Source organism: Natronorubrum daqingense (assembly GCF_001971705.1).
Classification (GTDB): domain Archaea; phylum Halobacteriota; class Halobacteria; order Halobacteriales; family Natrialbaceae; genus Natronorubrum; species Natronorubrum daqingense.
Genome location: NZ_CP019327.1, coordinates 1,845,848 through 1,869,650, shown reverse-complemented (window position 1 = coordinate 1,869,650; position 23,803 = coordinate 1,845,848). Strand labels below are relative to the sequence as shown.

Below are 23,803 nucleotides of genomic sequence, written 5' to 3'. Positions count from 1 at the left end.
ACCGGTTCACAGTCGCTTGCTCACGTACGGGCCGTCCTGATGATAGCCGAGTTTGTTCCGGTAGTACTCTCGGGCCCCGATTCCCGAGATCACGCTCAGCTTATCGTAGCCGGCGTCGGCGGCCAGTTCCTCGGCGCGTTCCATCAGGCGTCGGCCGTACCCCTTGTGCTGGTGCTGGTCGGTCTCGCCCTCGTCGCCCATGGTGACCTCGCTGCCGTACACGTGGAGTTCGCGCACTAACGCCGCGTTCTCGAGTTCCGGACGGACGGGTGTATTCGGGAACCGGAGCCGGCAAAAGCCGATCAGGAGGTCCTGCTCGAAGTCCTCGAACGAGATGAAGTGTTCCGTGCCACCACTTGCGTCGTAGGTCATGACGTCGAGGTCGATTTCGTCGGGTTCGGCGTCGTTCATCCCGACCTCGCGACAGCGGATGCACTCGCAGTTCCAGTCGTGGCCATCCATCTTCTGTCGCGCGAGCTGTCGGAGGTTCGACTTCCAGACGCCGGCGTCGATGAAGTCCGCGGGAATGTCCCGCTGAACGCGTTGGAGTCGCGTATAGCGCGGAATCATATCCTTGATCTCGGCGACCAACTCGGCGGCTTCCTCGTTTTCGAGCGGGTCGTACTTGCCCTTGTGCCACCAGTCGTAGGTCGCCGTGCCACGGACGATCAGCGTCGGATAGATCTTCAGGTAGTCCGGCTTCCACTGCTCTTCCTCGAAGATGCGCCGGAAGTCCTCGAGACACATCTCTTTGGACATGCCGGGCTGGCCGGGCATCATGTGGAAGCCGACTTTGAACGCCGAATCTCGCAGTCGCCGGTTGGCGTCGATCGACGCCTGCGCGCCGTGGCCGCGGTGCATCTCGCGGTTGATCCGCTCGAACGTCGTCTGGACGCCCACCTCGACTTTCGTCCCGCCGAGATCGAGCATTCGGTCGATCTGTTCGGGATCGCACCAGTCGGGTTTCGTCTCGAAGGTCGTCCCGATGTTTCGGATCTCGTTCGTCTCGTTTTCGGCGATGACGTCCTCGAGGTACTTCCACTCGTACTCCTCGGGGTCCTCGGCGAAGCTCACACCCTCCGCTGGCTCGGGTTCCTTGTCGACGTCGTAGTCGTTCATCGCCTCGAGAGCGCGCTTGACGAACCACTCCTGATAGTCGTGACTCCGGGCGGTCATCGTCCCGCCCATCAAGATGAGTTCGACCTTGTCGATAGGGTGGCCGATTTCGCGTAACTGCTCGAGTCGCAGCGTCACCTGGCCGTAGGGATCGTAGTCGTTCTGGACGCCGCGAGCCGCGGCTGGCTCGTTGCCCGTGTAGCTCTGTGAAGAGGAAAACTCCGAGTCTGGACCGCCGGGACAGTAGAGACACTTCCCGTGTGGACAGCGCTCGGGCGACGTCATGATCGCGACCGGCGAGACGCCAGAGGCCGTTCGAACCGGCTTGCGCTGTAGCACGGCCTCGAGTTCTTCACGTTGCTCCCGTGGCGCGTAGTCGAGAATCTCGGAGTTTTTGGGTACTTTCGGTGCCGAGAACTCCGAACAGGCCTCGAGTTTTGCCTTCTCGACCTCCTCGCGCTCGAGGTCGCCCGCGAGGATCCGCTCGACGAGCGTCTCACAGACCCGTTCGAACGCTTCGGTCTCGGTCGGTTCGGGCGTGTCGGTACTCACTACCCCGTTTTCGGGGCTGTCGGCGAATAAGCGTGTCGGAGTGTATTCTCGCGTTTCCCGCCACCCGCGCGGATGGACCGAGCGCCCGAGTGGTCCGCCAGCGCAATCCACCGCAGAGCCGACGGCTGAAAGGCTGTGGCCGGAAGCACGTCTCGCAACTTGCGAGACGTGCGACCTGGGGGAGGGCAGGCCTGCGTGGCGGATGCGGTGAGGGGCCTGGCGGAGTGAAGGGGCGAAGCCCGCTGCGCTTGCGTGGTCACCACGGCGACCCCTATCGCCGCAGGCGATATGTCGGTGTGTGACCGCCAGCGGGCTGAGGGCCTTCCGGGAGACAACCACCTTCACTCGAGCAATACGCAGCGGACCGGGGACTCGTCGTCCGTCGATTGAATTCTCAGGTCTCGTACTCGAAATCCCGATCCTGCTCAGCACGCCCATCACGACCGTCTGTCCCCGTCCGCTCGAGCGGGTCAGTCGTTGATCCTCGCCACTGCTCGACGTCCTCGAGCGTCTCCGTCTCGAGCAAGCGCTCGAGTTTTTGTTCGAACTGCTCGTCGGTCAACTCGCCGGCGGCGTATCGGGTCCGGAGGGTTTCGAGGGCCTCGCGGTTGTCCTGTTTCGAAGTCGTTTCGCGCGTGGCGTGACGATCCGTCTCCTCCGTGCCGCCGTCGCTCGAGTCCGACTCGCCGCTCCACCATTCTTCCCAGGATTCCTCACCCCACCAGTCGTCCCACCACTCGGCTTTGTCTTCCTCGTCGCCGAACAACAGCGCGACCAGCGGGACGACGACGATGTACCCGACGAGGAGGACGACGAGCCACAGGTTTCCGCCGACTCCCGCGAACATCAGCCCCAGCCACAGGGCCGTGACGACCATCGAAGTGATCTCCGTGATATTCTCACGGACTCGAGTCGCCGGATCGTCACTCATGGATGAGACTTCTCGGGCGACGACGAAAGTTGTTTCTTCCGATTACAGCGGTTCCTCTCCCTCGATAATCCGCTTCGCGCGTGCGGCGAGTGCCGGGACGCGCGCTTCCATCTTCGGGTACATCGGATTGTCGCTGTTGCCCTCGAGGTAGCGCCGGAAGAACATCTCGCCGAGGCCCGCGAGTTTGTACACTGCGAGCGTCCGGTAGAACCGTTCGTGCTCGAACTCGAGACCGGTGAGTTCCTCCCAGCGCTCGACGAGCTCGACGCGACTCGAGTAGCCCTCGCGTTCCATGAATCGGGTCGTCAGTTCGGGAATCGATGGCTCGGGGTCCTTCTCGTCGCGCCAGTAAGAGAGCATCCAGCCCAAATCGGCCTGCGGATCGCCGAGGGTGGCCATCTCCCAGTCGAAGACGGCGTTGAGTTCGGGCGGCGTGGCGGGGGCGAACATGACGTTGTCGAGTTTGTAGTCGCCGTGGACGAGCGTGTGGGGGTGGTCGTCGGGGACGTTGTCACGGAGCCAGTCGCCGACCTCGTGAAGGTCCGGCACCTCGCGTTCGTCCTCCGTGACGTCGAACGCCCACGAGAGTTGTTTGCCCCATCGGTCGACCTGTCGCTGCGTGTAGCCTGCCGGGCGGCCGAACTCACCGAGGCCAATTTCCTCGTAGTCGAGTCGGTGAATCTTCGCCAGTGTGTCGACGAGTTCCTCGCCGACTCGCTCGCGGTAGTCGGGGGCGGCGAAGCGCTCGGGTTCGTCCTCCCGGAGCACGTCGCCCTCGAGGCGCTCCATGACGTAGAAATCGCTGCCGATGATATCGTGGTTTTCACAGCTGAGAACCGGCGTCGGGACCGGAACGTCTGTTTCCGCGACCGCGGCCATGACTCGATACTCGCGGATCACGTCGTGGGCCGTGTCGGCCGTTTCGCCCGGCGGCGGACGTCGGATGACCAATTCGCGGTTGCCCCACGTCACGAAGAGCGTCTCGTTCGAGTGTCCTTCCTGGTGTCGTTCGACGTCGTATTCGTCCGCCTCTCCGAGGTGCTCCGCCAAGTGCGCGGCGAGTGCATCCTCGTCGACGAGGCGTTCGTAGTAGTTTTCGCTCATGGATGGGTTTCGAAACCGACGCTCGAGGCGGGATGGTCGTCGCCATCGGTTCTCGAACGTTGGTCGTTGCTCGACACGATGTTGTACAGGACTATTACTCCTTTCCTTAACGAAGGTAGTTGTGACTCGTCTACTATTTTACAACGTATGTGGGGTTGTAGTTAGCTAGTCACACGATCCGTCGTCGTCGAAATCCGCTATCTCAGGCGCTTTTGGTCCGGAATATGGGTGAGCCCGGCGACCGACGAACCCGGCCTTTTGCTCGGTTCGGAGCGATCCACCTTCCCTCTCCGCCGACCGTGCCACGAAAGACATTCGGCCACACGGCTGCTGACTCGTTTCCAAACGTTTTTACGCTGGTCTGACTAACTGGTCAGTCAGATAGTGAGTGAGTTTCGAGCGATGACTGCTGTGCGTTCTACAGGCTGTTCACACGAGAAATCCGGACGATCGAAATCAGGTTCCATTCTGCAGGCGGTCAGGAGGTGACGCCGTGAGTTCGAGTGATGGCCTGTCTCGGCGCATTCGTGAGGCGATGAGCGACGAGAATCCCAGCCAATACGTGGTTGTCGGCGCGGTCATTTTGAGTACGTTCTTCGTCGGTTTCGGCGGCGGCGTGATCTTTCCCATCCTCCCGAACTTGGGCCAGGTTCTGGGAATCTCACCGCTGCTCGTCGGGATCATCCTGAGTGCGAATCGGTTCTCGAGACTGTTCGCGAACGCCCCAGCAGGCGTGCTGGTCGACCGAATCGGCACCCGAACGCCGTTCGTCGTCGGGATGATCATTCAGGCCGGTGCGACGTTCGGGTACGTCGTCGCGATGATCGCGGCCCACCCCTCGATGTGGTTCGTTCCGGACGTTCCCGAAGGCTGGTTCCTCGGGTCTCGGATCATCTGGGGCGTCGGGAGCGCGGCCGTCTTCGCGACGGCGTACACGATCGCCGCGGACGTCAGTGAGGACGACTCTCGAGGCGCGAGCATGGGTCTCATTCGCGGCGGCGTACTCTTTGGATTCCCGAGTGGCGTCGTCATCGGCGGCGTCATCAGCGAAGTGTCGACGACGGTCACGGCGTTCGCCGTCGCGACGCTCTTCGCGGTGGTGGCGAGCGTGATCGCATACGTCACGATTCCGGAGACCCACGTCAGCGGGGACGGTCATCGATCGGTTTCGCTGACGGATATCGACACCACCCTCCCGTCGCTGACGGTCGGCTTCGTGAACTTCGCCGTCTTGTTCGCCTACATCGGCGCGTTGTTCGCGACGCTCGTGCTCTTCTTGGATCACAACAACCTCGGCGTGTTCGGGTTCGACGCGCAGGGCTCGTCGGGGATCTTCATGGCGATCACGGTCGTCGCTGCGGGCCTGTTCATGTTCATCGGCGGGCACGTCAGCGACCGAACCGAGTCGCGAGTTCCGACGCTCTTGTTTTTCCTCGGGACGACGTTCGTTGGCTTTCTCATGCTCGCGCTGGCCGACTCGATCGCGACGTTGACGGTCGCCTGTCTCCTCATCGGTGCCGGACAGGGCGGAACGAGTGGCCCGCTCATGGCGCTCCTCGCCGACCTCACGCCCGACGAGCGAATGGGACGGGCCGTCGGAACGAACAACGTTCTCGGCGACATCGGCGGCGGACTCGGACCGATCGTCTCGCTTCCGCTCGTCGAAACGTTCGGCTTCCTGCCGATCTACGTCGTCTGCGCCGTCCTCCCACTCATCGCGGGTGTGATCCTCCTCGCGGGCGTCCATCGAGAGACTGGGCAGTTCATGCCACGAGTCGACCTCCGCGATGACCCGTGCGCGCCGGGATCAGCGTCAGATCACGCGGACTGAGAGTCCGACCACGCCGACACCCCTCCGTCAGCCGTCAGTCCTCGCCGACGGTTCCGTCTGCGTTGGCCCCGGAATCGAGTTCGTCCGGACAGTAGAGCCAGTGTTCGAGAATCGCGTCGAGACTCGAGCGCGTCACTTCCGCGACGTCGTCTCGCTCGAGGGTAACCTGGTAAATCCGCGCGCCGTTGATGCTCGCGAGCAACAGCGTCGCGACCTGCTCCGGATCGACGTCCCGAAAAATGCCCTGTTCGATGCCCGCTTCGACGATGGCGACGACGGTCGCTTCGACGGTTTCGTAGTTCCGGCTCAACTGCCGGCGAAACTCATTGTTGTGTGGCGCTTCCGAGCGAATCTCGAGCATCGCCGTTGTGAGTTCCCAGTGGTCGAATCTGCCGCGTTCTGGCGGCCCGAACAGCAGCGTCTCGATCAGCGCCTCGAGTCGTTCCGCCGGATCCGCGCCGTCGACGGCGATGTTCTCTTGAAACGCCGAGAGCAGGTACTCGAGAAACGAGACGAGCAGATCCTGTTTGGTGTCGTAGTGGTAGTGTAAGACCCCCTTCGTTTTGTCGAACTCGTCGGCAATGGCCTGCATCGTCAGGTTGGCGTAGCCGTGATTGCACAGCGCTCGATAGGTCGCCCGCATGATCGCCTCCTCGGTGTCGACGGGCGGGTCGTCGCTGTTTACCCCCATATTAGTTCGTTCGTCGCAAAATATCCCAAAAAGCGTTTGGGTATCGGCCGTACGGGCACTCACCTCGGCGGCTGGTAGCGTCCTCGTCGGGACGACGCGTTCGGTAGACGCACGGCCCGTCGTCCTCGACGGTAGCTGTCCGGTTCGTCGTCCTCGATGTTAGACGCCCGGCTCAGTATCCTCGACGATCTCGAGGACTGCAGTGAGGTCGTCGATCCGATAGGAAACGGCCGGCCCGTCCTCGGCACCGAACGCGACCCCGTTGATGCCGACTTCGTCGGCTCCCTTCACGTCGTGATCGTAGCGATCGCCGATCATGAGCGACCGTTTCGGAACCGCTCCGGCCTTCTCGAGTGCCGTCTCGAACATCGCGGGATCGGGTTTCGTCCGGCCGACTTCCTCGGAGGTCGTGATCGAGTCGAACGACTCGCGAACGCCGAAGCGCTCGAGCATCTGCTTACCGGCGTCGTCGTCGACGTCGCTCAGAACCCCGACGTGGACGTCGCGTCGAGCGAGTTCGTGAATCGTCTCGACGGCGCCCGGAACCGGTTCGATCGACGACTCGACGTGTCGCTCGAAGACGGGTTCCCACCGCTCTCGCGGGAGATCCTCGTCGACGAGGGCCTCGACGCCCGTCGCGTAGGCCTCGCGGGCCGACTGAAACTCGGTCCCCTCGCGCTCGCGGAACTGATTTCCGACGGCCGTCCGCCACGCGTCGACGGCATCCTCGACCGCCATCTCGAGGTCGTGTTCGTCGACGAGTTCCGCGACGAACGCGGCGTGTGCGCCCTGAACGGACTCGAGGTCGAGGATGACGCCGCCGATGTCCCAGAAGACGGCGTCCCACGCTGTGGTGTCGGTGGCGTCAGTGCTAGATGCGCCGCTGCTGTCGCCGTCGGCGAATCCGTCGCCACTCACCGCTCTGCCCTCCGTATCTTCAAGCGATCGACCTCGTCGACGCTTGCACAACCCGAGAGGCCCACTGTCAGGTCGACGTCAGCCAGCAGGTTCTCGAGGACCGCCCGAACGCCGTCCTCGCCGCCGACACCGAGCCCCAGCGCGTAGGGCCGACCGAGCAACACCGCGTCGGCACCGAGTGCGAGGGCTCGGAAGACGTCACTCCCCCGCCGAATGCCGCTGTCGAACAGGACGGGGACGTCCTCGCCGTCGTCGGTCGCGTCCTCGACGGCGTCGACCACGTCCGGAAGCGCATCGAGCGCGGGAATCGCTCCGTCGACCTGCCGGCCGCCGTGGTTCGAGACGATCAGACCGTCGACGCCGCGCTCGACGGCCTCGCGGGCGTCCTCGGGATGGAGGATGCCTTTGACGAGGACCGGGAGGTCCGTCCGGTCGTCCAGCCACTCGAGGTCGTCCCAGGTGAGCGAGGCGTCGCCGAAACACTCGTGCCAGGACTCGATGGACGCCTCCGGGTCGGCCCACGGATCGTCACCCTCGAGTCGGTCGCGGAAGGCGGGATCTTCGAAGTAGTTCTTCAGCCCCAGGCCCTGCAGGAAGGGGAGGTAGCCGAGTTCGATGTCGCGCTCGCGCCACCCCATCTTCGGCGTGTCGAGCGTGGCGACGACGGCCTCGTAACCCGCCGCTTCGGCTCGCTCGAGGAAACTGGCCGCAACCGACCGGTCGGAACTCCAGTAGAGCTGGAACCAACCCGGGCTGTCGCCGAGTTCGTCCGCCACCTCCTCGAAGGTGTAGGAGGAGACGGAGCTCAGGATCATCGGGATCTCGAACTCGCTGGCCGCGCGGGCGACGGCGAGTTCGGCCTCGTCGTGGAGGATTCCCTGGACGCCGATGGGCGCGAGCATGACCGGAGCGGGATACTCGCGCCCGAAGAGTTCGACCGAGAGGTCGCGACTCGAGACGTCGCGCATCATCCGGGGAACGATCTGCCACTCGTCGAACGCCCGGTCGTTGGCCCGCACCGTCGACTCCGAGCCCGCGCCGCCGGCGACGTAGGCGAACGCCTCGTCGCTCAGTTCCTCGCGGGCGCGCTCGACCAGGTCTTCGTAGGCGACCGGGAACTCGGGGGTCCGAGCCTCGAGCATTCCCTTCCGATACACGTCCTGTTGGCGCTTCGGTCCGTACTGTGGGGTCTCTGATGGATTGTCGTCTGTCATGGATCCCTCGGCGACGGGCTCGCGCCGACTCTCGGCGTCGACGATCCGTCGCCGTCCGTGCGTCTGTGCCAGCGATTGCCACTCACTTAATCCTACGCTCTTCGGTAGTGATGCCCATCTTTATTAACAGTGTCTCCATATCTCATGTCGTATCTAACAATGGTAACAAACTGGCTGCAGTTCGCGGGTGACCGCGCGTGAGTACCGCACAGTTCAGCGTCGACGGCGACGTCGCCATTATCACCGGTTCCTCGAGCGGAATCGGGAAGGGGATCGCCGAACGCTTCGCCGCCGACGGCGTCGACGTCGTTGTCTGCTCGCGCGAACAGGAGAACGTCGACCCCGTGGCCGAGGAGATCAACGAGAGCGAGCGACCCGGAACGGCGCTGGCGCTCGAGTGTGACGTGACCGAGCGCGAGGCCGTCGACGCCCTCGTCGAGACGACCGTCGAGGAGTTCGGCGGAATCGACATTCTGGTCAACAACGCCGGCGCGTCGTTCATGGCCGACTTCGACGACATCTCCGAGAACGGCTGGAAGACCATCGTCGACATCAACCTCAACGGAACGTACAACTGCACGCACGCGGCGGCGGAGCACCTCAAGGACGACGGCGGCTCGGTCATCAACTTCGCGAGCGTCGCCGGTCAGCGCGGTTCGCCCCTGATGAGTCCCTACGGCGCGTCGAAGGCGGGGGTCGTCAACATGACGACGACGCTGTCCTACGAGTGGGCCGACGACGACGTCCGTGTCAACTGTATCGCCCCCGGCTTCGTCGCGACGCCCGGCGTCGAGAGCCAGATGGGCGTCTCCGCCGACAACATCGACCGGGAGGAGGTCGCCCGCCGAATCGGCACCGTTGAGGAAGTCGCGGACGTTACGCAGTTCCTCGCGAGTCCCGCCTCGTCGTACGTCGTCGGCGAGACGATCACCGTCCAGGGCGTCCCACAGATCAGCGAAGAGCGCGACGTCTGAGCCGCGCTCACAGGGACTTTTTCGGCTGACTCGAGGCGAGACAACTCCAATTCTGTCGTCGGCAATTCCCATACAGCCAAAAGGGGTCGGCTCGTCTGTGAGTGACGATGACTGACAGAGATGTCCACTTGCCCGTGGCCGCTCAGCCGACGGTCGACTCGATTGTCGAATACACTCAACGTGCGGAAGACGGCGGATACGACTGTGCGTGGCTTCCCGAAACGTGGGGCCGAGACGCCGTTACCGTCCTGACCGCGATGGCAGAGCGAACCGAGACGATCGATATCGGTCCGAGCATCCTCAACACCTATTCGCGCACGCCGGCGCTGTTGGGTCAGACTGCGGCGACCTTACAGGAGGCTTCAGACGGGAGATTCCGGCTCGGACTCGGCCCGAGCGGCCCCGTCGTCATCGAAAACTGGCACGGCGTCGAGTACGGCAATCCGCTTCGCCGAACCCGCGAAACCGTCGATATCGTCCGAGAGGTGCTCTCCGGCGAACGGGTTGACTACGACGGCGACGAGTTCCAACTGTCGGGCTTTCGCCTGCGCTGTGAGGCACCGGAGCCCGCCCCGCCGATCGAGGTCACCGGAATGGGCCCCAAAGCCGTCGAACTCGCCGGCCGGTTCGCCGACGGCTGGCACGGCATCATGCTCACGCCCGAGGGGACCGAAGAACGAATCGAGGACATCGAACGGGGCGCGAAACTGGGCGACCGCGATCCCGACGACGTGCACGTTACCGCCGGCGTCACCTGTTGTGCTCTCGACGACGCCGAACAGGCGCGCGAACTCACCCGCCAGCACGTCGCCTTCTACGTCGGCGGAATGGGAACGTTCTACCGGGACGCCCTCGAGCGCCAGGGCTACGAGGAGGCCGTCGACATCCACGACGCTTGGCAGGCCGGCGAGCGCGAACGCGCCCTCGAGTTACTCGGCGACGACCTGCTCGACGACCTCTGTGCAGCCGGGAGTCCGGAAACCGTGCGCGAGCAGATCGAGCGTTACGAGGCCGTCGACGGCATCGACGCCGTCGCCGTGAGCTTCCCGCGCGGTGCAGACGAAGACCAGATCACGCAGACGATGGACGCCGTCGCGCCGAACGCGTCCTAACGGTACGCAGCGTTTGCCGGCTGAGTCGTGGCCTCGAGCGCATCGCGGCCTTCACACCGTCGTTTTCCACCGTCACGTGCCCGTCGCCCCTCAGTCTGCAGCGATTTCTGGTCTCGAGTTATCAGTATTTCCGACAGAATCAAAACACGTGGGTGTGAGGATCACGAACGAATGACAGCGACATCCACGACGACACCGACACGGCATACGACCTCGAGTACGACGCTAACGCGTTCGATCGCGGCGACGACGCACCTGATCGCGCTCGTGACGTGGATCGTCGGGCCGCTGGTCGTCATGTGGCTCTCTCGAAGCGAGTACGTCAGCGAACACGCAAAAGACGCTCTCAACTGGCAACTCACCGTCGGCATCGTCGGCTATCTCGCGGCGGCGCTCGTCGCTCTCACGGTCGTCACCGGCGACTCGACTCCCGTGCTTTGGAGTTCGGTCCTCGCGGTGGTCGTCCTCGGTGGCAACCTCCTGTTCTGTGTCGTCGCAGCGATCACGGCGATCCGTGGCGACCACTGGGAGTACCCGGTCGCGATTCGCGTCGTCGAGTCACCGACGGTTTCGCGAACGTTTTGAGCCAGTCCGCACCGGAACTCGACTGAATTTACGCCAGACTCGAGGAACGGTTATTCGATACACTAAAGAAACCAACAGTTCTCGAGTCGACACAGGAAATGTTCAGTGGGCAACAACATCCGGTGCTCGATCCCGAGATACTCGAGGCGATCGTCGAGGCGATACCGGAGTGGCTCGGCGTCTTGCTCGTCCCGACGACGTACATCGGGAGCGTCTTCGTCATCGTACCGCTGATAATTCTTGCATACTGGTGGGCGCCGGATCGATTCGGCGTCTGGATTCCCGCGTTCTTCGCGTACTACGGGCTAATGGCGAGTATCAAGTCACTCAACTCGGCGACCCGACCGGACATCGACCCGGCCGTCGGGCCAGAACTGTTTCCGGCCATCTTCTCGACTTGGTACGGCCACGCGACGGCGATCTCCTCGACGAGTTTTCCGAGTGGCAACGCGATGGTTCCGGCGGTGATCATCGGGTTGATGATCGTCGACCTTCGCATCAGCACGCTCGCGCGTCGGGCACTCGTCGGCGGCTTCGCGATCGCGTTCGTCGGCTTCACCCGCCTCGGACTCGGCGTTCACTACCCGATCGACGTGGTCGGCGGCATCGCGCTGGGACTCGCCGTGCTCGGCGTCGTCCTGCTCTGTCGTCGCCACTTCGAGGACGGCGTGACGGCGGTGTTCGCGCTCGCGATCGCCCTCGCGTTTGCGAGCGTCTGGCTCCGAAGCGGCGGGACGGGCGTCCCGACGTGGGAGGGCATTCAGGGATCGAACCGCGTGCTCGCCCTCGGCGGGGCGGTCGGTGGGCTCCTCGCCTGGCAGTGGGGAGAGCGTTCGACGTGGCAGTTTACGACACCCCGACTCGGCACCGTCGCCTCGTTCGCGGGCGTGTTGGCCGTCGTTGGCGTGACGTACGCGATTCACCTGTCGATCACGCATCCCCTCGTCTCGATGCTGTGGGCCGGCGTGGTCTTCGCCGGCGTCATCGTCATCCCACACGTCGTGCCGACTCGAGACGACGTGTTGGTGCCACTCGGCGTGACGAGCGCGTAGGGTGCGCCGTTTTTCCGTACTGTTTTTCGTCGGAGAGGCGCTCGAGTCGCTCAGTACCCACGAGGGACAGGCGAACCCGACAACTACAAACCCCAGATCGTCCCAGTACCGCTATGCCCGGCAAGGTGAGCCCGGACGATCTACTCGCGCACGTCTTCGAGCGCACGGGGACTGCACGAGACGACGAGACGGTGCTTCAGGGACCCGCAGACGGGGAAGACGCTGCGGCGATTGCACTGCCAGAGTGCGACGAGACGCTCGTCGTCAGTTCGGATCCGATTTCGCTCGCGGCGGAGAGCGTCGGTACGCTGGCGGTCCCAGTAGCGTCGAACGACGTCGCCGCCTCCGGGGCCGATCCTCGGTGGCTCACGGCCGTTATCATGCTTCCCGGCGAGAACGAGTCGCTCGAGGCCATCACGCGAGACCTCGATAGCGCCGCAACGGAGATCGGGGCATCGATCGTCGGCGGCCACTCGGAGTACGTCGACCAACTCGAGCGCCCGCTCGTCTCGCTGACGGCGATCGGCACGGCCGACTCGTTCGTCCCGACTGGCGGAGCTGAACCCGGCGACACGGTCCTCCTCACGAAGGCGGCGGGAATCGAAGGGACGGCTATTCTCGCGACCGACTTCGGCGACGAATTCGCGGTCGAGGAGGGCGTCGTCGACAGCGCAGCCACGTTCCTCGAGGAGATCAGCGTTCTCCCCGATTCGCGAGCGATTCGAGCGTGGACGAGCGCGATGCACGACCCGACCGAAGGCGGCGTCGCGGCCGGCTTGCTCGAGGTCGCTCGGGCGTCGGACGTGCGCCTCGAGATTGATCATGAGGCCGTTCCGATCCGGGAGGAAACCGAGCAATTGTGTACGGCGGCCGACGTCGACCCGCTGCGCATCTTCGGTTCGGGGGCCTTACTCGCAACCGTTCCGGACGCTGCGGTCGACGACGCGCTCGAGGCGCTCGCCGAGCGAGGGATCGACGGCGCGGCTATCGGCACGGTTCGGGACGGCCAGCCAGCCCTCGAAATAGGCGCGGAAACGATCACTGAGCCGGTCCAGGACGATCTCTATCCGCTCTGGGAGCGAGTAGACACCGACGAATAGCGCTCCGGCGACGGTCGTCGATTTCGTAGACGGGGTGGTACTCCGTTCTCCGTGAACGAGAGACACGAATGCTATCGACGGGAACGTTCTACTTCTTCAATCCGTGGCGTTCAAATACTCTCTGAGATAGAGAATTTTCAAATAAAGTGATAATATATGGAAGCATTTACACGTTGTTCGGGTATATTCAGAGCAGAATGGATCCGACTTCCGACGCGACTGCAGAACGCCGCACGCGCATTCGCCAGCAGGAAGTCGTCGCCGAACTCGGACAGCAGGCACTCGAGACGCGCGACATCGACCAATTATTAACGGAAACGTTGCGTGCAGTGACCGGGACGCTCGGAACGGAGTACGGGGAGATTTTGGAGTTTCGCTCGGAAAACGACTCGTTCGCGCTTCGCAGTGGACTCGGGTGGGACGATCTTACCGTCGGCTCGAGGATTCCCGCCGGTGTCGATTCGCAAGCGGGGTATACGCTGCTCTCCGAACATCCGATTATCGTCGACGATTTGCAGGCTGACGATCGATTTTCCGAACCGGCGTTGCTCGCCGACCACGACGTTTCCGCCGGCGTGAGCGTCATCATCGGCTCGGTCGACTCTCCGTGGGGCGTCCTCGGTGTGTACACTGACGACCAGTGTGCGTTCACGGAACACGACGCGAACTTCCTCCAGAGCGTCGCGAACGTCATCGGGACGGCCATCGAAACCGAACACACGAGGCGCGAACTCGAGGAGAGTTACGGGCGCATCTCGGACGGATTTCTCGCAATCGACGAATCGTGGACGTTCACCTACCTCAATGACCGCGCCAACCAGTTGATCAATCCTGACGGTCGCACGCTCGTCGGTCGGTCGGTGTGTGAGGTCGTCCCCGACGCCATCGCCGGCCAGTTCGACGAACACTTCGAGCGGGCGATGTACGAGCAAGAGACTGTCTCCTTCGAGGGCTACTATCCTGCGCCGCTCGAGCGGTGGTTCGAGATTCGTGTCTACCCCTCAGACACCGGCGTCTCCGTCTACTTTCGCGACATCTCCGAGCGAAAGCGCCGTGAGCGAGAGCGCGAACTGTTTCGGACACTTCTCGATTACTCCAACGACAGCCTGCTCGTCATCGATCCGCAGTCGGCCCGATTCCTCGACGCCAACGAGACGGCCTGTCGACGACTCGGCTACGATCGAGACGAACTCCTCGAGATGACGGTGCCGGAGATGGAACACCGATTCGAGGATATCGACGACTGGCAATCCCACGTCGACGACGTCGAGTCAGAGGGGTCGATAACGGTTACCGGAGAACACGTCCGAAAAGACGGGACGACGTACCCCGCGGAGGTCAACGTCGCACACGTCGAATTGGACCGGCCGTACATGATCGGAATCGCTCGGGACATCACCGAGCGTCGCGAGCGCGAACGAGAACTCGAGGCCTCGAACGAGCGACTCGAGCAGTTCGCGTACGCGGCCTCTCACGACCTGCAAGAGCCGTTACGGATGATCTCGAGTTACCTCCAACTCATCGAACGTCGCTACGCGGACGAACTCGACGACGACGGCGAGGAGTTCATCGAGTACGCGATCGACGGGTCGGATCGCATGCGCGAGATGATCGACGGCTTGCTCGAGTACTCCCGCGTCGAAACGCGTGGCGATCCGTTCGAACCGGTGGCCCTCGAGTGTTTACTCGGCGACGTCCTCGAGGATCTCTCCTTGCAAATCGAGGAGACGGACGCCGAGATTACGACGGGGCAGTTGCCCCGCGTGTCCGGGGACGCCAGTCAGTTGCGCCAGGTGTTTCAGAATTTGGTGGGGAACGCGTTGACGTACGCCGGCGAGGAACGACCGCGCGTCCACGTCACTGCACAGCGAATAGAGGAGAAGTGGAGGGTGTCGGTCCGCGATCAGGGAATCGGAATCGATCCCGACGATCAAGAGCGCGTCTTCGAAGTGTTCGAACGCCTCCACAGCCACGAGGAGCACCCTGGAACCGGTATCGGCCTGGCGATTTGCCGTCGGATCGTCGAGCGCCACGACGGAGATATCTGGGTCGACTCGGAACAGGGTTCGGGGTCGACGTTTTCAGTGAACCTACCTGCGGTCGACCCAGACGGCTAAAAACTGGCCGCCGACACACCGTCTGCTGTAGCGAAACGATTCGGGATAGCCATCCGCTGTGGCGACTTCGACGAACGTGCGCCACAGGGACCGTCAGCGACGCCGCCTCGAGTTGACCCGAAAAGCAGCGTCGAAAGTCGACCGACGACTGCGGGTGCGACGACGATCCAGCCCACGAGCGCCGCGTAGAGGACGACGAGCCCCGGCGTAAACGTCACCACCGATTCGAGGGTCAAGAGGGCAATGGCGACCCCACCGCCGACGGCGACCAGTGTGACGCCCTCGAGTCGCGAGCGAAGCCGCGGCAGTCGGTCGATCCAGCACGTCGCGAGGAGGCCGCCGATGGCGCTGCCGAGTGCGAGGACGGCGTAGGGGCTCGCGTCGGTGACGTAGACGGCGGGTGCCGAGAGGACGACGGCGAGGCCGAAGCCGACCGTCGGAATGCCGCGACTGATTCGGTTCATCGCGACGATGAAGGCGACGCCGAGTATCGCACCGACGATCACGTCGCCGAGGTAGTGGACGCCCAACACGACCCGCGAAAGCGAGATGGCGACGACGAGCGTGACGACGCCGAGGACGATCCACGGATCACGCAGGCGGTCGTAGGCGGCGGCGAGGCCCCCGTAGACGACCATCGAGGCGAAGGCGTGCCCGCTCGGGAAGCCGTATCCCTCGACCTCGAGGGAGGTGAGCATGACATCTTCGGGCGGGCGAGGGATTCCGAGTACCGTCTCGAGGGTCAAGATGAAGCCGAGGCCGGCGACGCCGTAGCTGATGACGAGTGCGCTCCGACGACGGTTGCCCCACCAGAACACGATGGCGAGGACGATCATTAACGGAACCGGGCTCCCGAGTTCGGTGATCGCGACGACGAGATCCGCGTACGACGATGGAACCTCCTCGCGGATCAGCGCACTCTCGTCCTCGAGACGCATTACGTGAGGACTGGTCGCTCGAGATACATATATCTAGGTCACGTCGGGTGAGTGACGGCGTCACGGACGGCGAGAGCGTGGGCGGCCGCTACGCGAAGAGATGGAACTCGACACACGAAGCTGTGGACGGCCGTCGCGGTCAGTCGCCGACTGCTATCTCGGCGATCACGGTTTCGCCGTCGAACACGAGCGACAGCGTTTCTCCCTCGGGAACGTCTTCGATGGTGACGACGTCGCCGACCGTTATCGAATCCGTCTCGAACGAATCGTCGTGCGTGTCGCCGTCGACGATAGCGGTGAGCGAGTCTGTCTCGAGTTCGTCCCCAACCACGTGGCGGAATTCGACGGTATACGTCCCATCCCCGTCGCTCTCGTGGAAACTCTCGAAACTGACTTCCGGCGTGCTCGCTTCGTTCTCCCCACCGAGAGATTCGCCGATACCGACTGCCGTTACGTCGTCCTCGCCGCGCTCGACCCTCTCGAGGTCGGCATCAGCGACGATCGCTCTCTCATTCGCTGTCGACAGTGAGATGGTATCGTGGAAGATACCCTCCTCGAGTTCGTCGAACGAGAACGACCTCTCGTCGATTTCCTCGCCGTCTTCGGACGTAAACGCGTTCCACGCTTCGTCCGCCACGAACGCCTCGTTCGCGAAGACGTGGTGGGTAAACCCGTCGTCGTACGCCGGTGCGACGTAGACGGCACGCGCGTCGGTATCTAACTCGCGGGTAATGGAGACGTCTTCTTCACCAGACAACTCGACCTCGAGGACGAACTCGACGTCGGGATCAGGATACTCGATTCGGTGCTCGTCTTCGTCAACGGTGATATCGCCGTCGACGAACGCCGGATAGTCGACCGTCCCGTCGTCGGTGACGGCACCAGCTAGTTCGGAGTCGCCATTACCTGAGTCGGTATCGTCGCTCCCGGACTCGCCGTCGTCACCCGAACCGGATAATTCGTCGAGACAGCCCGCGAGCGTCCCGACCGTCGCAGATCCGGCTGCGAGTAGGAGGCGTCGTCTCGTCTGTTCGCTCATTGTTCGAGGATACAACCACGGAAAATTGAAAGTTTCGAATATTGATACGATCTGCTGGTCGCGTTCACGCGTTCGCCCACTCGAGCAATCGAGCGTAGACCGGATCGGTCGCGAGCGCGTTCGAATCGCCGACGAGCACGAGCGCCCGTTTCGGTCGCGTCAGCGCGACGTTGATCCGGCGGTAGTCCTCGAAAATCGGTCCCTCGAGCGTGCCGGTCGCGGTGAACGAGACGATGATGACCTCCTGACTCGAGCCCTGGAACCGGTCGACGGTGTCGACGGTGACGTCGTCGGGAACGTGCGAAGAGATTTCGGACACCTGTGCGCGGAAGGGGGCGATGACGCCGATATCGTCTCGCTCGACCCCCGCAGCCTCGTAGGTCTCGATCAGGTCGGCGATTCGGGCGGCTTCCTCGCTGTCGGTGTACTGGCTGGAATCGCCCTCGACGTCGACGAACGCGACGGAGTCCTGCAGGTTCTCGGGGAGGGCGTCTCGAGAAACGTCTTCGAGGTCGTCCAGGGTTCGGCCGGCGACTGCGGGTTCGGCAGGGCGAAGCTTTCCGTCGTAGAACTCCCTCGAGGCGAACGCCTGAATTCGCTGGTTCATCCGGTACTGCCGGTCGAGCATCACGCCGGCGTCCGGATGGCAGTTGACGAGTCGTTCGAACAGCGACTCGGTGAGGTCGTTTTCGGCTCTCACGACGGGTGGCAACTGCTCGTGGTCGCCGACGAGGACGAACCGCTCGGCGAGGTTGATCGCCGCGCAGGTTCCCGGCTCCGTCAACTGGGCCGCCTCGTCGACCAGCGCGACGTCGAACGCCTGCTCTTTCATTACCCGGGAGCCACAGGTCGCCGTCGTCGCGGCGACGACCTGCGCGTTCTGGAGCGTTTCGACCCGGTCTTCCGGCTCTCCCGCTCGCTCGAGTCGGTATGGCTGCATGTCCTCTCGGACGCCGCTCTCGCTGCCGACGCGAACGACACGATCCGCGTCGATCTCGCCGTGTTCCTCGAGTTGCTCGAGCAGCGCCTCCAGCGCGTTGTCGACCGCCCGATTCGTGAACGCCGAGAGCAGGACGCGCTCGCCGCGTTCGACCATCGCGCGGATGGCGCGGGCGATGGTGTAGGTTTTCCCGGTGCCCGGCGGCCCGTGGATCAGCGCACAGTCGTTCGCGCCGACGGCCTTCGTGACGGCCTCGTTCTGGGCGGCGTTGTTGTCGATGAAGGTCTCGGAGACGGTGTCGAACTCCGGGTCGGCCCGCCCGAACAGGATGTCCTTGCGGCGATCGGATCCCTTCAAGAGCGCGTCGTGCATCGCCGCGAGCAGTCGGTCGGTGGTGAGTTCGGAGGGGTAGACGTCGAGTCGCGTGACTTCGACGGGTTCGTCGGCCGTGAGGACGACTTCGTCGTCGAGTCGCTCGATAGTCGCGAGTTCCGAGTTTCCGCGAACCGGGTGGCCGTCGCTCGCGAGGACGAAGTCGCCCTCTCGGATTTTCGAGTTCGCCCCGCTCGTCCGCTTCGCTCGCAGTTCCCAGCGACCTTCCTCGAGCGGGCGCTTCTCCACGAACTCGAGGTCGATCAGCGCACGGTCGTCGTCGGCCCGTTCTTGGGCGTCTTGCTCCCAGAGTTTGGCGTACTCGTGGTGGACCTCCCGTCGTTCTTCCTCGATTGCGCGGTAAAAGCGCTCGAAGTACTCGCGTTCGTCCGCGGGAATCGGCTGGCCGATCTGGCCGGCTTTGGACTCCTGATCGAGTCGCCCGGAGACGACCATGCAGGTGTCCTGCTCGAAACAGTACTCGCACTTCGCCGAGCCCTCGTAGCCCGTCGGCACGTCGCCTTTGATCTCCATCGCCGCGAGTTCGTTGCGCAACCGGACGACGAACTTCAGGAGGCCGTCGCCCATCGAGAAGTCCTTCGCGGGAGTGAGGTCGCCGGTCTCCTCGTTTCGGTCGAGCGCGGAGTTCTTGGTGTAGAGCAAGGTTCCCGTGTCCACGCTCCCGCCGTGTTCCTCGAGCATGAGCGCGTAGCAGGCGGCCTGGACCTTGTCCTTGAACCGGGGTTCTTTCTTCAGGTTCTTGCCCGTCTTGAGTTCGACCGGCGAGCCCCGCCGAACGGCGTCAGCGCGCCCGCGGATGCCGAACGTCTCGCTGATGAGCAGTTGCTCGGAGCGCCAGCTACTCTCCGCGGGCGAGAACTGCGTCGAGTCGTCGTCCGTCGTCGTCTCAGTATCGTCCTCGGTGAGACGACCCTGCTCGAGCCAGCCCTCGATGGCGCTTGCGTTCTCGCGAACGTCCTCGGCAACCCCCTCGGCCGTCTCGCCGAGCAAGCCGAGTTCGAGGCCGCGTTCCTCGACGCGGGCGTCGATGGACTCCTCGAGGTCCCGTCCCCGGAGAAGGTCGCCGAAGACCTCGTGGACGAGGGTCCCTTTCACGACGGGGTAGTTGAGCGGAACGCCCGAGAGTTTGTTCAGGTAGTAGAGTCGGGGGCACTCGACCCAGTTGCGGATCGCCGTCACGTTCACCAGAAAGGTCGGCTCGACGACGACGTAGGAGTCCCCGGTCGTCGCGTACCGGGTCTCGCCTTGGTACTCCTCTTCTTTCGCGTTCGTGACGAGGAGTTCCATCCCGGGTTCGACGTACTTGGCCGACTCGGTCCACTTGTTCCACAGCGTCACCGTCGTCGTCTCGTACTCGGGTTGCTGGTCGCTCGCGTCTTCGGATTCAGAGTCGTCGTCCTCGAGTCGGAGGGGCACTTCGGCGAGGTCGCTCTCGCCGTAGCTCGTCGATACCGTCCTGACTTCGACCTCGCCCGCGACGGTTCCGCGTACGTACACGAGTGTTCGTCACGGCCGAGCCATCAAAAACGCTATCGGTCGGGCCGCGAGGAGGATGTCAATCGAGGCGTCTTCGCACCGTTCCCTCGAGTTCGCTGCGGACCTGTCGAACGACCGGGGCCGGGTCGTCCAGGTGGAGGTAATCGAAGTTCGGCACCTCGTAGCACGATTGCAGGATCTCGCTCGCCCGATCCGAGAGCGAGGGTCGTTCGACCAGCGGGGAGTCCTCGCGGACGACGCTCACGAGGTGCTCGAGTTCGCCGTAGAGGTAGTGGGTGCCGACGCCGGTCTCGTAGCCTGGCTCGATCAAATCTTGGCGACCGAGGGCCACGTCCCAGTACCACGCGGGGAAGTCGGCACCGGCGCGGGTCGCACACGCGAGCGACTGCCACATCCGCGGGTTGATCTCGACGATGGAGAACTCGCCCGTCTCCGCGTCTCGGACGTACTCGATACAGGCGAGGCCGTGCCACTCGAGTTCGTCGAGGATCGCCAGACCCGCCTCCTCGAGGGCCGGAATATCGACTGATTTCCTGAAGACGCCGCCGCTGCCGGTGTAGGAGTCGCCGCGAAGCTGTTCGTGCTGGAACGTGGCGACCGCTTCGCCGCGGTCGTAGAGGGCGCCGAAGAGGTACTCCTCGCCCTCGACGTACTCCTGGACGATCGGTTCGTGGTGCATCTTTTGGCGAAGCGCGTCGACGTCCGGTTCTTCGCCGGCCGAGACGTGCTCGACCGATTTGGCGATTTTCGAGTCCGCGAACGAGAAGTCGTCGAGGTACTCGTCGGTGAGCAGGTTGTAGCGAGATTTGACGATTCGGTCGCCGCGCCAGTCCTCGACGTCGCCGAGCAGTTTCGTGTCCGGGATCGCTACTCCCGCCCGGGCCGCAGCGTCCGCGAGTCGCTTTCGATCGTGAACGTTCCGGAGTTTCTCGAGGTCGGGAACGACGACGTCGACGTGGCGCTCGAACTCCTCGGCGTACTTCGAGAGGATGTAGGGATCGTGGGGTCGGTGCGGGACGATCGTCCGAACGTCCGGTCGAGCCGCGAGCCCCAGGAGGGCGTCTTTGTACGCCGCGATGTCACTCGGCGGCGGAACGAGCACCGACTCGTCGCAGTGGCGGGAGGCGGTGACGCTCAGCGATTCGTCGTCGACCGCGGCGATGGTGTGAACGCCCGTCGCGGAGAGCGACCTGATCGACGCGTACCCGTGTGGGTAGCGCGAGGCGGTGACGACGACGGCGGGGCGGTCGTTACGCAACGGAGACCACCTCGGGTTTGAGACAGCGCCCGCACTGATCGTGGACATCGTCTGTTCGATCACTCGTCTGAGTTTCGAGGACGTGTTCCGTAACGGGCATCGTCAGCACGGTTAACAGCGTGTAGAGTTCGCCGACGCGCTCTTCACCCCGCTGATGGGCGTGATAGAGGTCGGAGACCGAGTGTGGATCGAGACCGGGAAGTTCCTCGAGCAGGTCGTCGTTCGACTCGAGGACGTCGCCCGCGAAGTCGAACGAGCGAAGCAATTCGGCGTCGTCCAGCCACGGCCCGTTCGTCAGGTAGGGAGCCGGCGGCGACTGACGAGAGACGTGTTTCTGGTAGAACGCACGCAGGTGTTCGCCGACGTACGACTTCGCGAACGGCTGAGAGAGTGCCATGCCGGTACTCGCGTGCGGAATCGTCGCCAGCGACGGATCGAGGCGCTCGGTCGCTCGCCCGACGAGGTCCCGGCGGAGACGGTAGCGAATCGGCACCGACAGCGAGAGGTCGAGCAACCGATTGTCGAGGAACGGCGACCGGTAGGGAAGCGTTCGCCGAAGGCCAGTGTGAAAGCGCATGTCGTCGTCGTTCGACAGCGGGTAGCAGTTGCCGTAGTAGACGAGTTCCTCGAGCGAGTCGTAGGTGACGCCGTGGTGGACGACCGTCTCGCCATCCCGGTAGATGTTCGCCTCGAGCACCGAGCGAAGGTCTGTCGGCATTCGGTGGCCGTCGTGGGCGTCCTCGAGTAATAGGTCGATGTAGTCGTCAATGGTCTCGACCGATCGCTCGGTTGGGATCGTCATCGATCCCAACGGACCGAGAGAGACCTCCGGTGACGGAATGCCGTAGTTGCCGAAGAGGGAATCGGCGTACAGCCCGGAGAGCAATCCATCGACCCGACCGGTCAACTCGGTGTCGAACCCGCTCGTGTAGGGCTGGGTGAACCAGCCGTTGAACGAGCCCGCACACCGGTTTCGCTCGAGCGAGGCGATGCGATACTCGGCGCCGCGCTCGAGGAGTTCGAATTCGATGTCCGCCTCGAGGGCGACCCGTTCGGCGACCTGCGCTTCACGGTTCATCCAGTCGTTCATGTGAAACGCCGTCGCGTCGTCGAGGGCAGCCAGGACGAGTCGCGAGTCGCTGCCACCCGAGAGCAACACGCCGTAGTCGCGGTTGTCGCGCGTCCACTCGTCGACGACCGTCTGGAATCGGCTGGCGAGTTCGTCGACGAACCACTCGACGGATTCGTCGCGCGGCCGATAGCGCGGCCGCCAGTACTGGTCGGTTCGCATCGAGCCGTCTTCGAGCGAAACCGTCGTCACCGTTCCCGGCTCGAGTTTTTCGATGCCCGTAAACGGCGTTTTCACGCCGAACGTTCGCCGGAAGGCGAGGTACTCGTGGAGGTACGGCGCGTCGAACTCGGTCTCGACGTCCGGATGGAAGGGCAGAAACTGGATGTTACTCGAGAACACGAACGTCCCGTCGGTCAATTGGGTCCAATAGAGTGGAACCGTCCCGAACCGGTCGGTACAGAGCGCGAGTTCTCGACGCGCTTCGTCGTAGACGATCGCTGTGAAGTTCCCATTTAACCCGCTCAACGAGTCGAACCCGTGGCGGTCGTAGTGTGAAACCAAAAACTCCGCGGGCGTCACGTCTTCGGGGCGAGTCACGTACCCCCCGAGGTTGTGCCCAGCGGCGGATCGGTCGTATCCGTAGATGTCGCCGATCACCCAGCATCGAATCGCGTCGTCGCCAGTTCCGGTTGCGACGGATCGATTGGCCGTCCGACACCCCTGTGGCGCGGTCGTGATTGCGACGTCTTCTGTCTCGTAGTGGACGCCCGCGTCGGACGAGAGCCACTCCTCGAGAAGGCCTGCTGGTGACGATCCGTCGACGCATACCACCCCGTGAGTGTTCCCCATTTCACTCACCTCCACCCGAGGAAGGACGGACGTGTTCGGTCGATCCCTTTCACAGACGTTCTCTGTGGGAGCACCATCATGACTCGATGAAAGTGCGAGCAACCAATTATTATACGTTCGATAGCACTCGAGTGATCGTCGAACGCGGTGAATTTAGTCAAAACGAGTGTTCTCGCAACTGCGCAATCCCCGCGACAATTCCTGAGCCTCGAAACGTGTGCGAATCCCGGATTTTCTCCGTGAGAATGATAACTGCCGTTCCCGACACGGAAATGTGGCTAACGAGCGCGAAACGAGTCGACGATTGTACGCCACAAAACTGTCTATGCATCTGTATGTTATATGGGGGAGAGTATCTGTCCGACGAATTGCTCTGATTTTATGCTAATTTACGCACGTCGGGAACCCTCGAGTGATAGTATTCACACACGAGGTTCGTCGCTTCTCAGACATCGCTGGCACTCGTTCGAACGGCTGACGTTCGGTGGCTCCGTTCTCGTCGGTCCGCCGGCGTCGATTG

18 protein-coding genes are annotated in these 23,803 nt (G+C 63.4%); 7 read left to right on the top strand and 11 right to left on the bottom strand.

Annotated elements, in window-relative coordinates; all coding sequences use genetic code 11:
- Positions 1-6: 6 nt before the first annotated feature.
- The 3 genes from BB347_RS09125 to BB347_RS09115 all read right to left on the bottom strand — a co-directional run bounded on the left by BB347_RS09125 (position 7) and on the right by BB347_RS09115 (position 3,703).
- Complete coding sequence (locus tag BB347_RS09125) at positions 7-1,668, bottom strand: tRNA uridine(34) 5-carboxymethylaminomethyl modification radical SAM/GNAT enzyme Elp3 (protein ID WP_076580763.1); 1,662 nt, start codon at positions 1,666-1,668, stop codon at positions 7-9.
- Positions 1,669-2,062: 394 nt separating this feature from the next.
- Entirely contained in the window at positions 2,063-2,599 is a 537-nt protein-coding gene (locus BB347_RS09120) for an SHOCT domain-containing protein (RefSeq protein WP_076580761.1), read from the bottom strand.
- A 42-nt stretch (positions 2,600-2,641) separates the two neighbouring features.
- Positions 2,642-3,703 carry a phosphotransferase family protein gene (locus tag BB347_RS09115; RefSeq protein ID WP_076580759.1) on the bottom strand — a complete coding sequence of 354 codons (1,062 nt, stop codon included), beginning with the start codon at positions 3,701-3,703 and terminating at the stop codon, positions 2,642-2,644.
- 535 nt (positions 3,704-4,238) lie between these two features.
- Between BB347_RS09115 and BB347_RS09110 the strand changes: the two genes are divergently transcribed.
- A complete protein-coding gene (locus BB347_RS09110; protein ID WP_076580757.1) occupies positions 4,239-5,534 on the top strand; it encodes an MFS transporter in 1,296 nt (431 codons plus the stop codon).
- 34 nt (positions 5,535-5,568) lie between these two features.
- Here BB347_RS09110 and BB347_RS09105 read toward each other — a convergent pair whose 3' ends face one another.
- The 3 genes from BB347_RS09105 to BB347_RS09095 form a co-directional block, all read right to left on the bottom strand.
- Entirely contained in the window at positions 5,569-6,225 is a 657-nt protein-coding gene (locus tag BB347_RS09105) for a TetR/AcrR family transcriptional regulator (protein WP_076580755.1), read from the bottom strand.
- 159 nt (positions 6,226-6,384) lie between these two features.
- On the bottom strand, positions 6,385-7,143 hold the full coding sequence (locus BB347_RS09100; protein WP_076580753.1) for an HAD family hydrolase: 759 nt from the start codon (positions 7,141-7,143) through the stop codon (positions 6,385-6,387).
- Positions 7,140-8,357 (bottom strand): lactate 2-monooxygenase, encoded by a 1,218-nt coding sequence (locus BB347_RS09095; protein WP_076580751.1) that lies wholly within the window; start codon positions 8,355-8,357, stop codon positions 7,140-7,142. The genes BB347_RS09100 and BB347_RS09095 overlap by 4 nt, the downstream gene beginning before the upstream one ends.
- Before the next feature lie 197 nt (positions 8,358-8,554).
- On the opposite strand from BB347_RS09095, the gene BB347_RS09090 reads away from it, so the two are divergent.
- The 6 genes from BB347_RS09090 to BB347_RS09065 all read left to right on the top strand — a co-directional run bounded on the left by BB347_RS09090 (position 8,555) and on the right by BB347_RS09065 (position 15,297).
- Entirely contained in the window at positions 8,555-9,331 is a 777-nt protein-coding gene (locus tag BB347_RS09090; RefSeq protein ID WP_076580749.1) for an SDR family NAD(P)-dependent oxidoreductase, read from the top strand.
- 107 nt (positions 9,332-9,438) lie between these two features.
- Positions 9,439-10,443, top strand: a complete 1,005-nt coding sequence (locus tag BB347_RS09085; protein WP_076580747.1) for a TIGR04024 family LLM class F420-dependent oxidoreductase — start codon at positions 9,439-9,441, stop codon at positions 10,441-10,443.
- A 171-nt stretch (positions 10,444-10,614) separates the two neighbouring features.
- Positions 10,615-11,028 carry a DUF4870 domain-containing protein gene (locus BB347_RS09080; protein WP_076580745.1) on the top strand — a complete coding sequence of 138 codons (414 nt, stop codon included), beginning with the start codon at positions 10,615-10,617 and terminating at the stop codon, positions 11,026-11,028.
- 98 nt (positions 11,029-11,126) lie between these two features.
- Positions 11,127-12,080 (top strand): phosphatase PAP2 family protein, encoded by a 954-nt coding sequence (locus BB347_RS09075; protein WP_076580743.1) that lies wholly within the window; start codon positions 11,127-11,129, stop codon positions 12,078-12,080.
- A 113-nt stretch (positions 12,081-12,193) separates the two neighbouring features.
- Positions 12,194-13,180 carry an AIR synthase family protein gene (locus BB347_RS09070; RefSeq protein WP_076580741.1) on the top strand — a complete coding sequence of 329 codons (987 nt, stop codon included), beginning with the start codon at positions 12,194-12,196 and terminating at the stop codon, positions 13,178-13,180.
- A gap of 197 nt (positions 13,181-13,377) precedes the next feature.
- On the top strand, positions 13,378-15,297 hold the full coding sequence (locus BB347_RS09065; RefSeq protein WP_076580739.1) for an ATP-binding protein: 1,920 nt from the start codon (positions 13,378-13,380) through the stop codon (positions 15,295-15,297).
- Here BB347_RS09065 and BB347_RS09060 read toward each other — a convergent pair.
- The 5 genes from BB347_RS09060 to BB347_RS09040 all read right to left on the bottom strand — a co-directional run bounded on the left by BB347_RS09060 (position 15,294) and on the right by BB347_RS09040 (position 23,283).
- Positions 15,294-16,235, bottom strand: coding sequence for a phosphatase PAP2 family protein (locus BB347_RS09060; protein ID WP_083687733.1), 942 nt, complete (start codon positions 16,233-16,235; stop codon positions 15,294-15,296). The two genes, BB347_RS09065 and BB347_RS09060, sit on opposite strands and share 4 nt — an antisense overlap.
- Before the next feature lie 139 nt (positions 16,236-16,374).
- On the bottom strand, positions 16,375-17,274 hold the full coding sequence (locus tag BB347_RS09055; protein WP_076580737.1) for a hypothetical protein: 900 nt from the start codon (positions 17,272-17,274) through the stop codon (positions 16,375-16,377).
- A gap of 64 nt (positions 17,275-17,338) precedes the next feature.
- Positions 17,339-20,104: an AAA domain-containing protein gene (locus tag BB347_RS09050; protein ID WP_076580735.1), complete on the bottom strand. Its 2,766-nt coding sequence runs from the start codon at positions 20,102-20,104 to the stop codon at positions 17,339-17,341.
- A gap of 58 nt (positions 20,105-20,162) precedes the next feature.
- A complete protein-coding gene (locus BB347_RS09045) occupies positions 20,163-21,362 on the bottom strand; it encodes a carboxylate--amine ligase (RefSeq protein WP_076580733.1) in 1,200 nt (399 codons plus the stop codon).
- The gene (locus tag BB347_RS09040; protein WP_076580731.1) at positions 21,355-23,283 is read right to left on the bottom strand and encodes an asparagine synthase-related protein; all 1,929 of its coding nucleotides are present in this window, start codon (positions 23,281-23,283) and stop codon (positions 21,355-21,357) included. The genes BB347_RS09045 and BB347_RS09040 overlap by 8 nt, the downstream gene beginning before the upstream one ends.
- Between the last annotated feature and the right edge of the window lie 520 nt (positions 23,284-23,803).

What these genes read in the sequence shown, in the direction of transcription:
- BB347_RS09105 (WP_076580755.1), bottom strand. Translation starts at nt 6,225, where the DNA reads ATGGGGGTAAACAGCGACGACCCGCCCGTCGACACCGAGGAGGCGATC.
- BB347_RS09060 (WP_083687733.1), bottom strand. Translation starts at nt 16,235, where the DNA reads ATGCGTCTCGAGGACGAGAGTGCGCTGATCCGCGAGGAGGTTCCATCG.
- BB347_RS09085 (WP_076580747.1), top strand. Translation starts at nt 9,439, where the DNA reads ATGACTGACAGAGATGTCCACTTGCCCGTGGCCGCTCAGCCGACGGTC.
- BB347_RS09040 (WP_076580731.1), bottom strand. Translation starts at nt 23,283, where the DNA reads ATGGGGAACACTCACGGGGTGGTATGCGTCGACGGATCGTCACCAGCA.
- BB347_RS09110 (WP_076580757.1), top strand. Translation starts at nt 4,239, where the DNA reads ATGAGCGACGAGAATCCCAGCCAATACGTGGTTGTCGGCGCGGTCATT.
- BB347_RS09065 (WP_076580739.1), top strand. Translation starts at nt 13,378, where the DNA reads ATGGATCCGACTTCCGACGCGACTGCAGAACGCCGCACGCGCATTCGC.
- BB347_RS09055 (WP_076580737.1), bottom strand. Translation starts at nt 17,274, where the DNA reads ATGAGCGAACAGACGAGACGACGCCTCCTACTCGCAGCCGGATCTGCG.
- BB347_RS09120 (WP_076580761.1), bottom strand. Translation starts at nt 2,599, where the DNA reads ATGAGTGACGATCCGGCGACTCGAGTCCGTGAGAATATCACGGAGATC.
- BB347_RS09075 (WP_076580743.1), top strand. Translation starts at nt 11,127, where the DNA reads ATGTTCAGTGGGCAACAACATCCGGTGCTCGATCCCGAGATACTCGAG.
- BB347_RS09070 (WP_076580741.1), top strand. Translation starts at nt 12,194, where the DNA reads ATGCCCGGCAAGGTGAGCCCGGACGATCTACTCGCGCACGTCTTCGAG.
- BB347_RS09115 (WP_076580759.1), bottom strand. Translation starts at nt 3,703, where the DNA reads ATGAGCGAAAACTACTACGAACGCCTCGTCGACGAGGATGCACTCGCC.
- BB347_RS09080 (WP_076580745.1), top strand. Translation starts at nt 10,615, where the DNA reads ATGACAGCGACATCCACGACGACACCGACACGGCATACGACCTCGAGT.
- BB347_RS09095 (WP_076580751.1), bottom strand. Translation starts at nt 8,357, where the DNA reads ATGACAGACGACAATCCATCAGAGACCCCACAGTACGGACCGAAGCGC.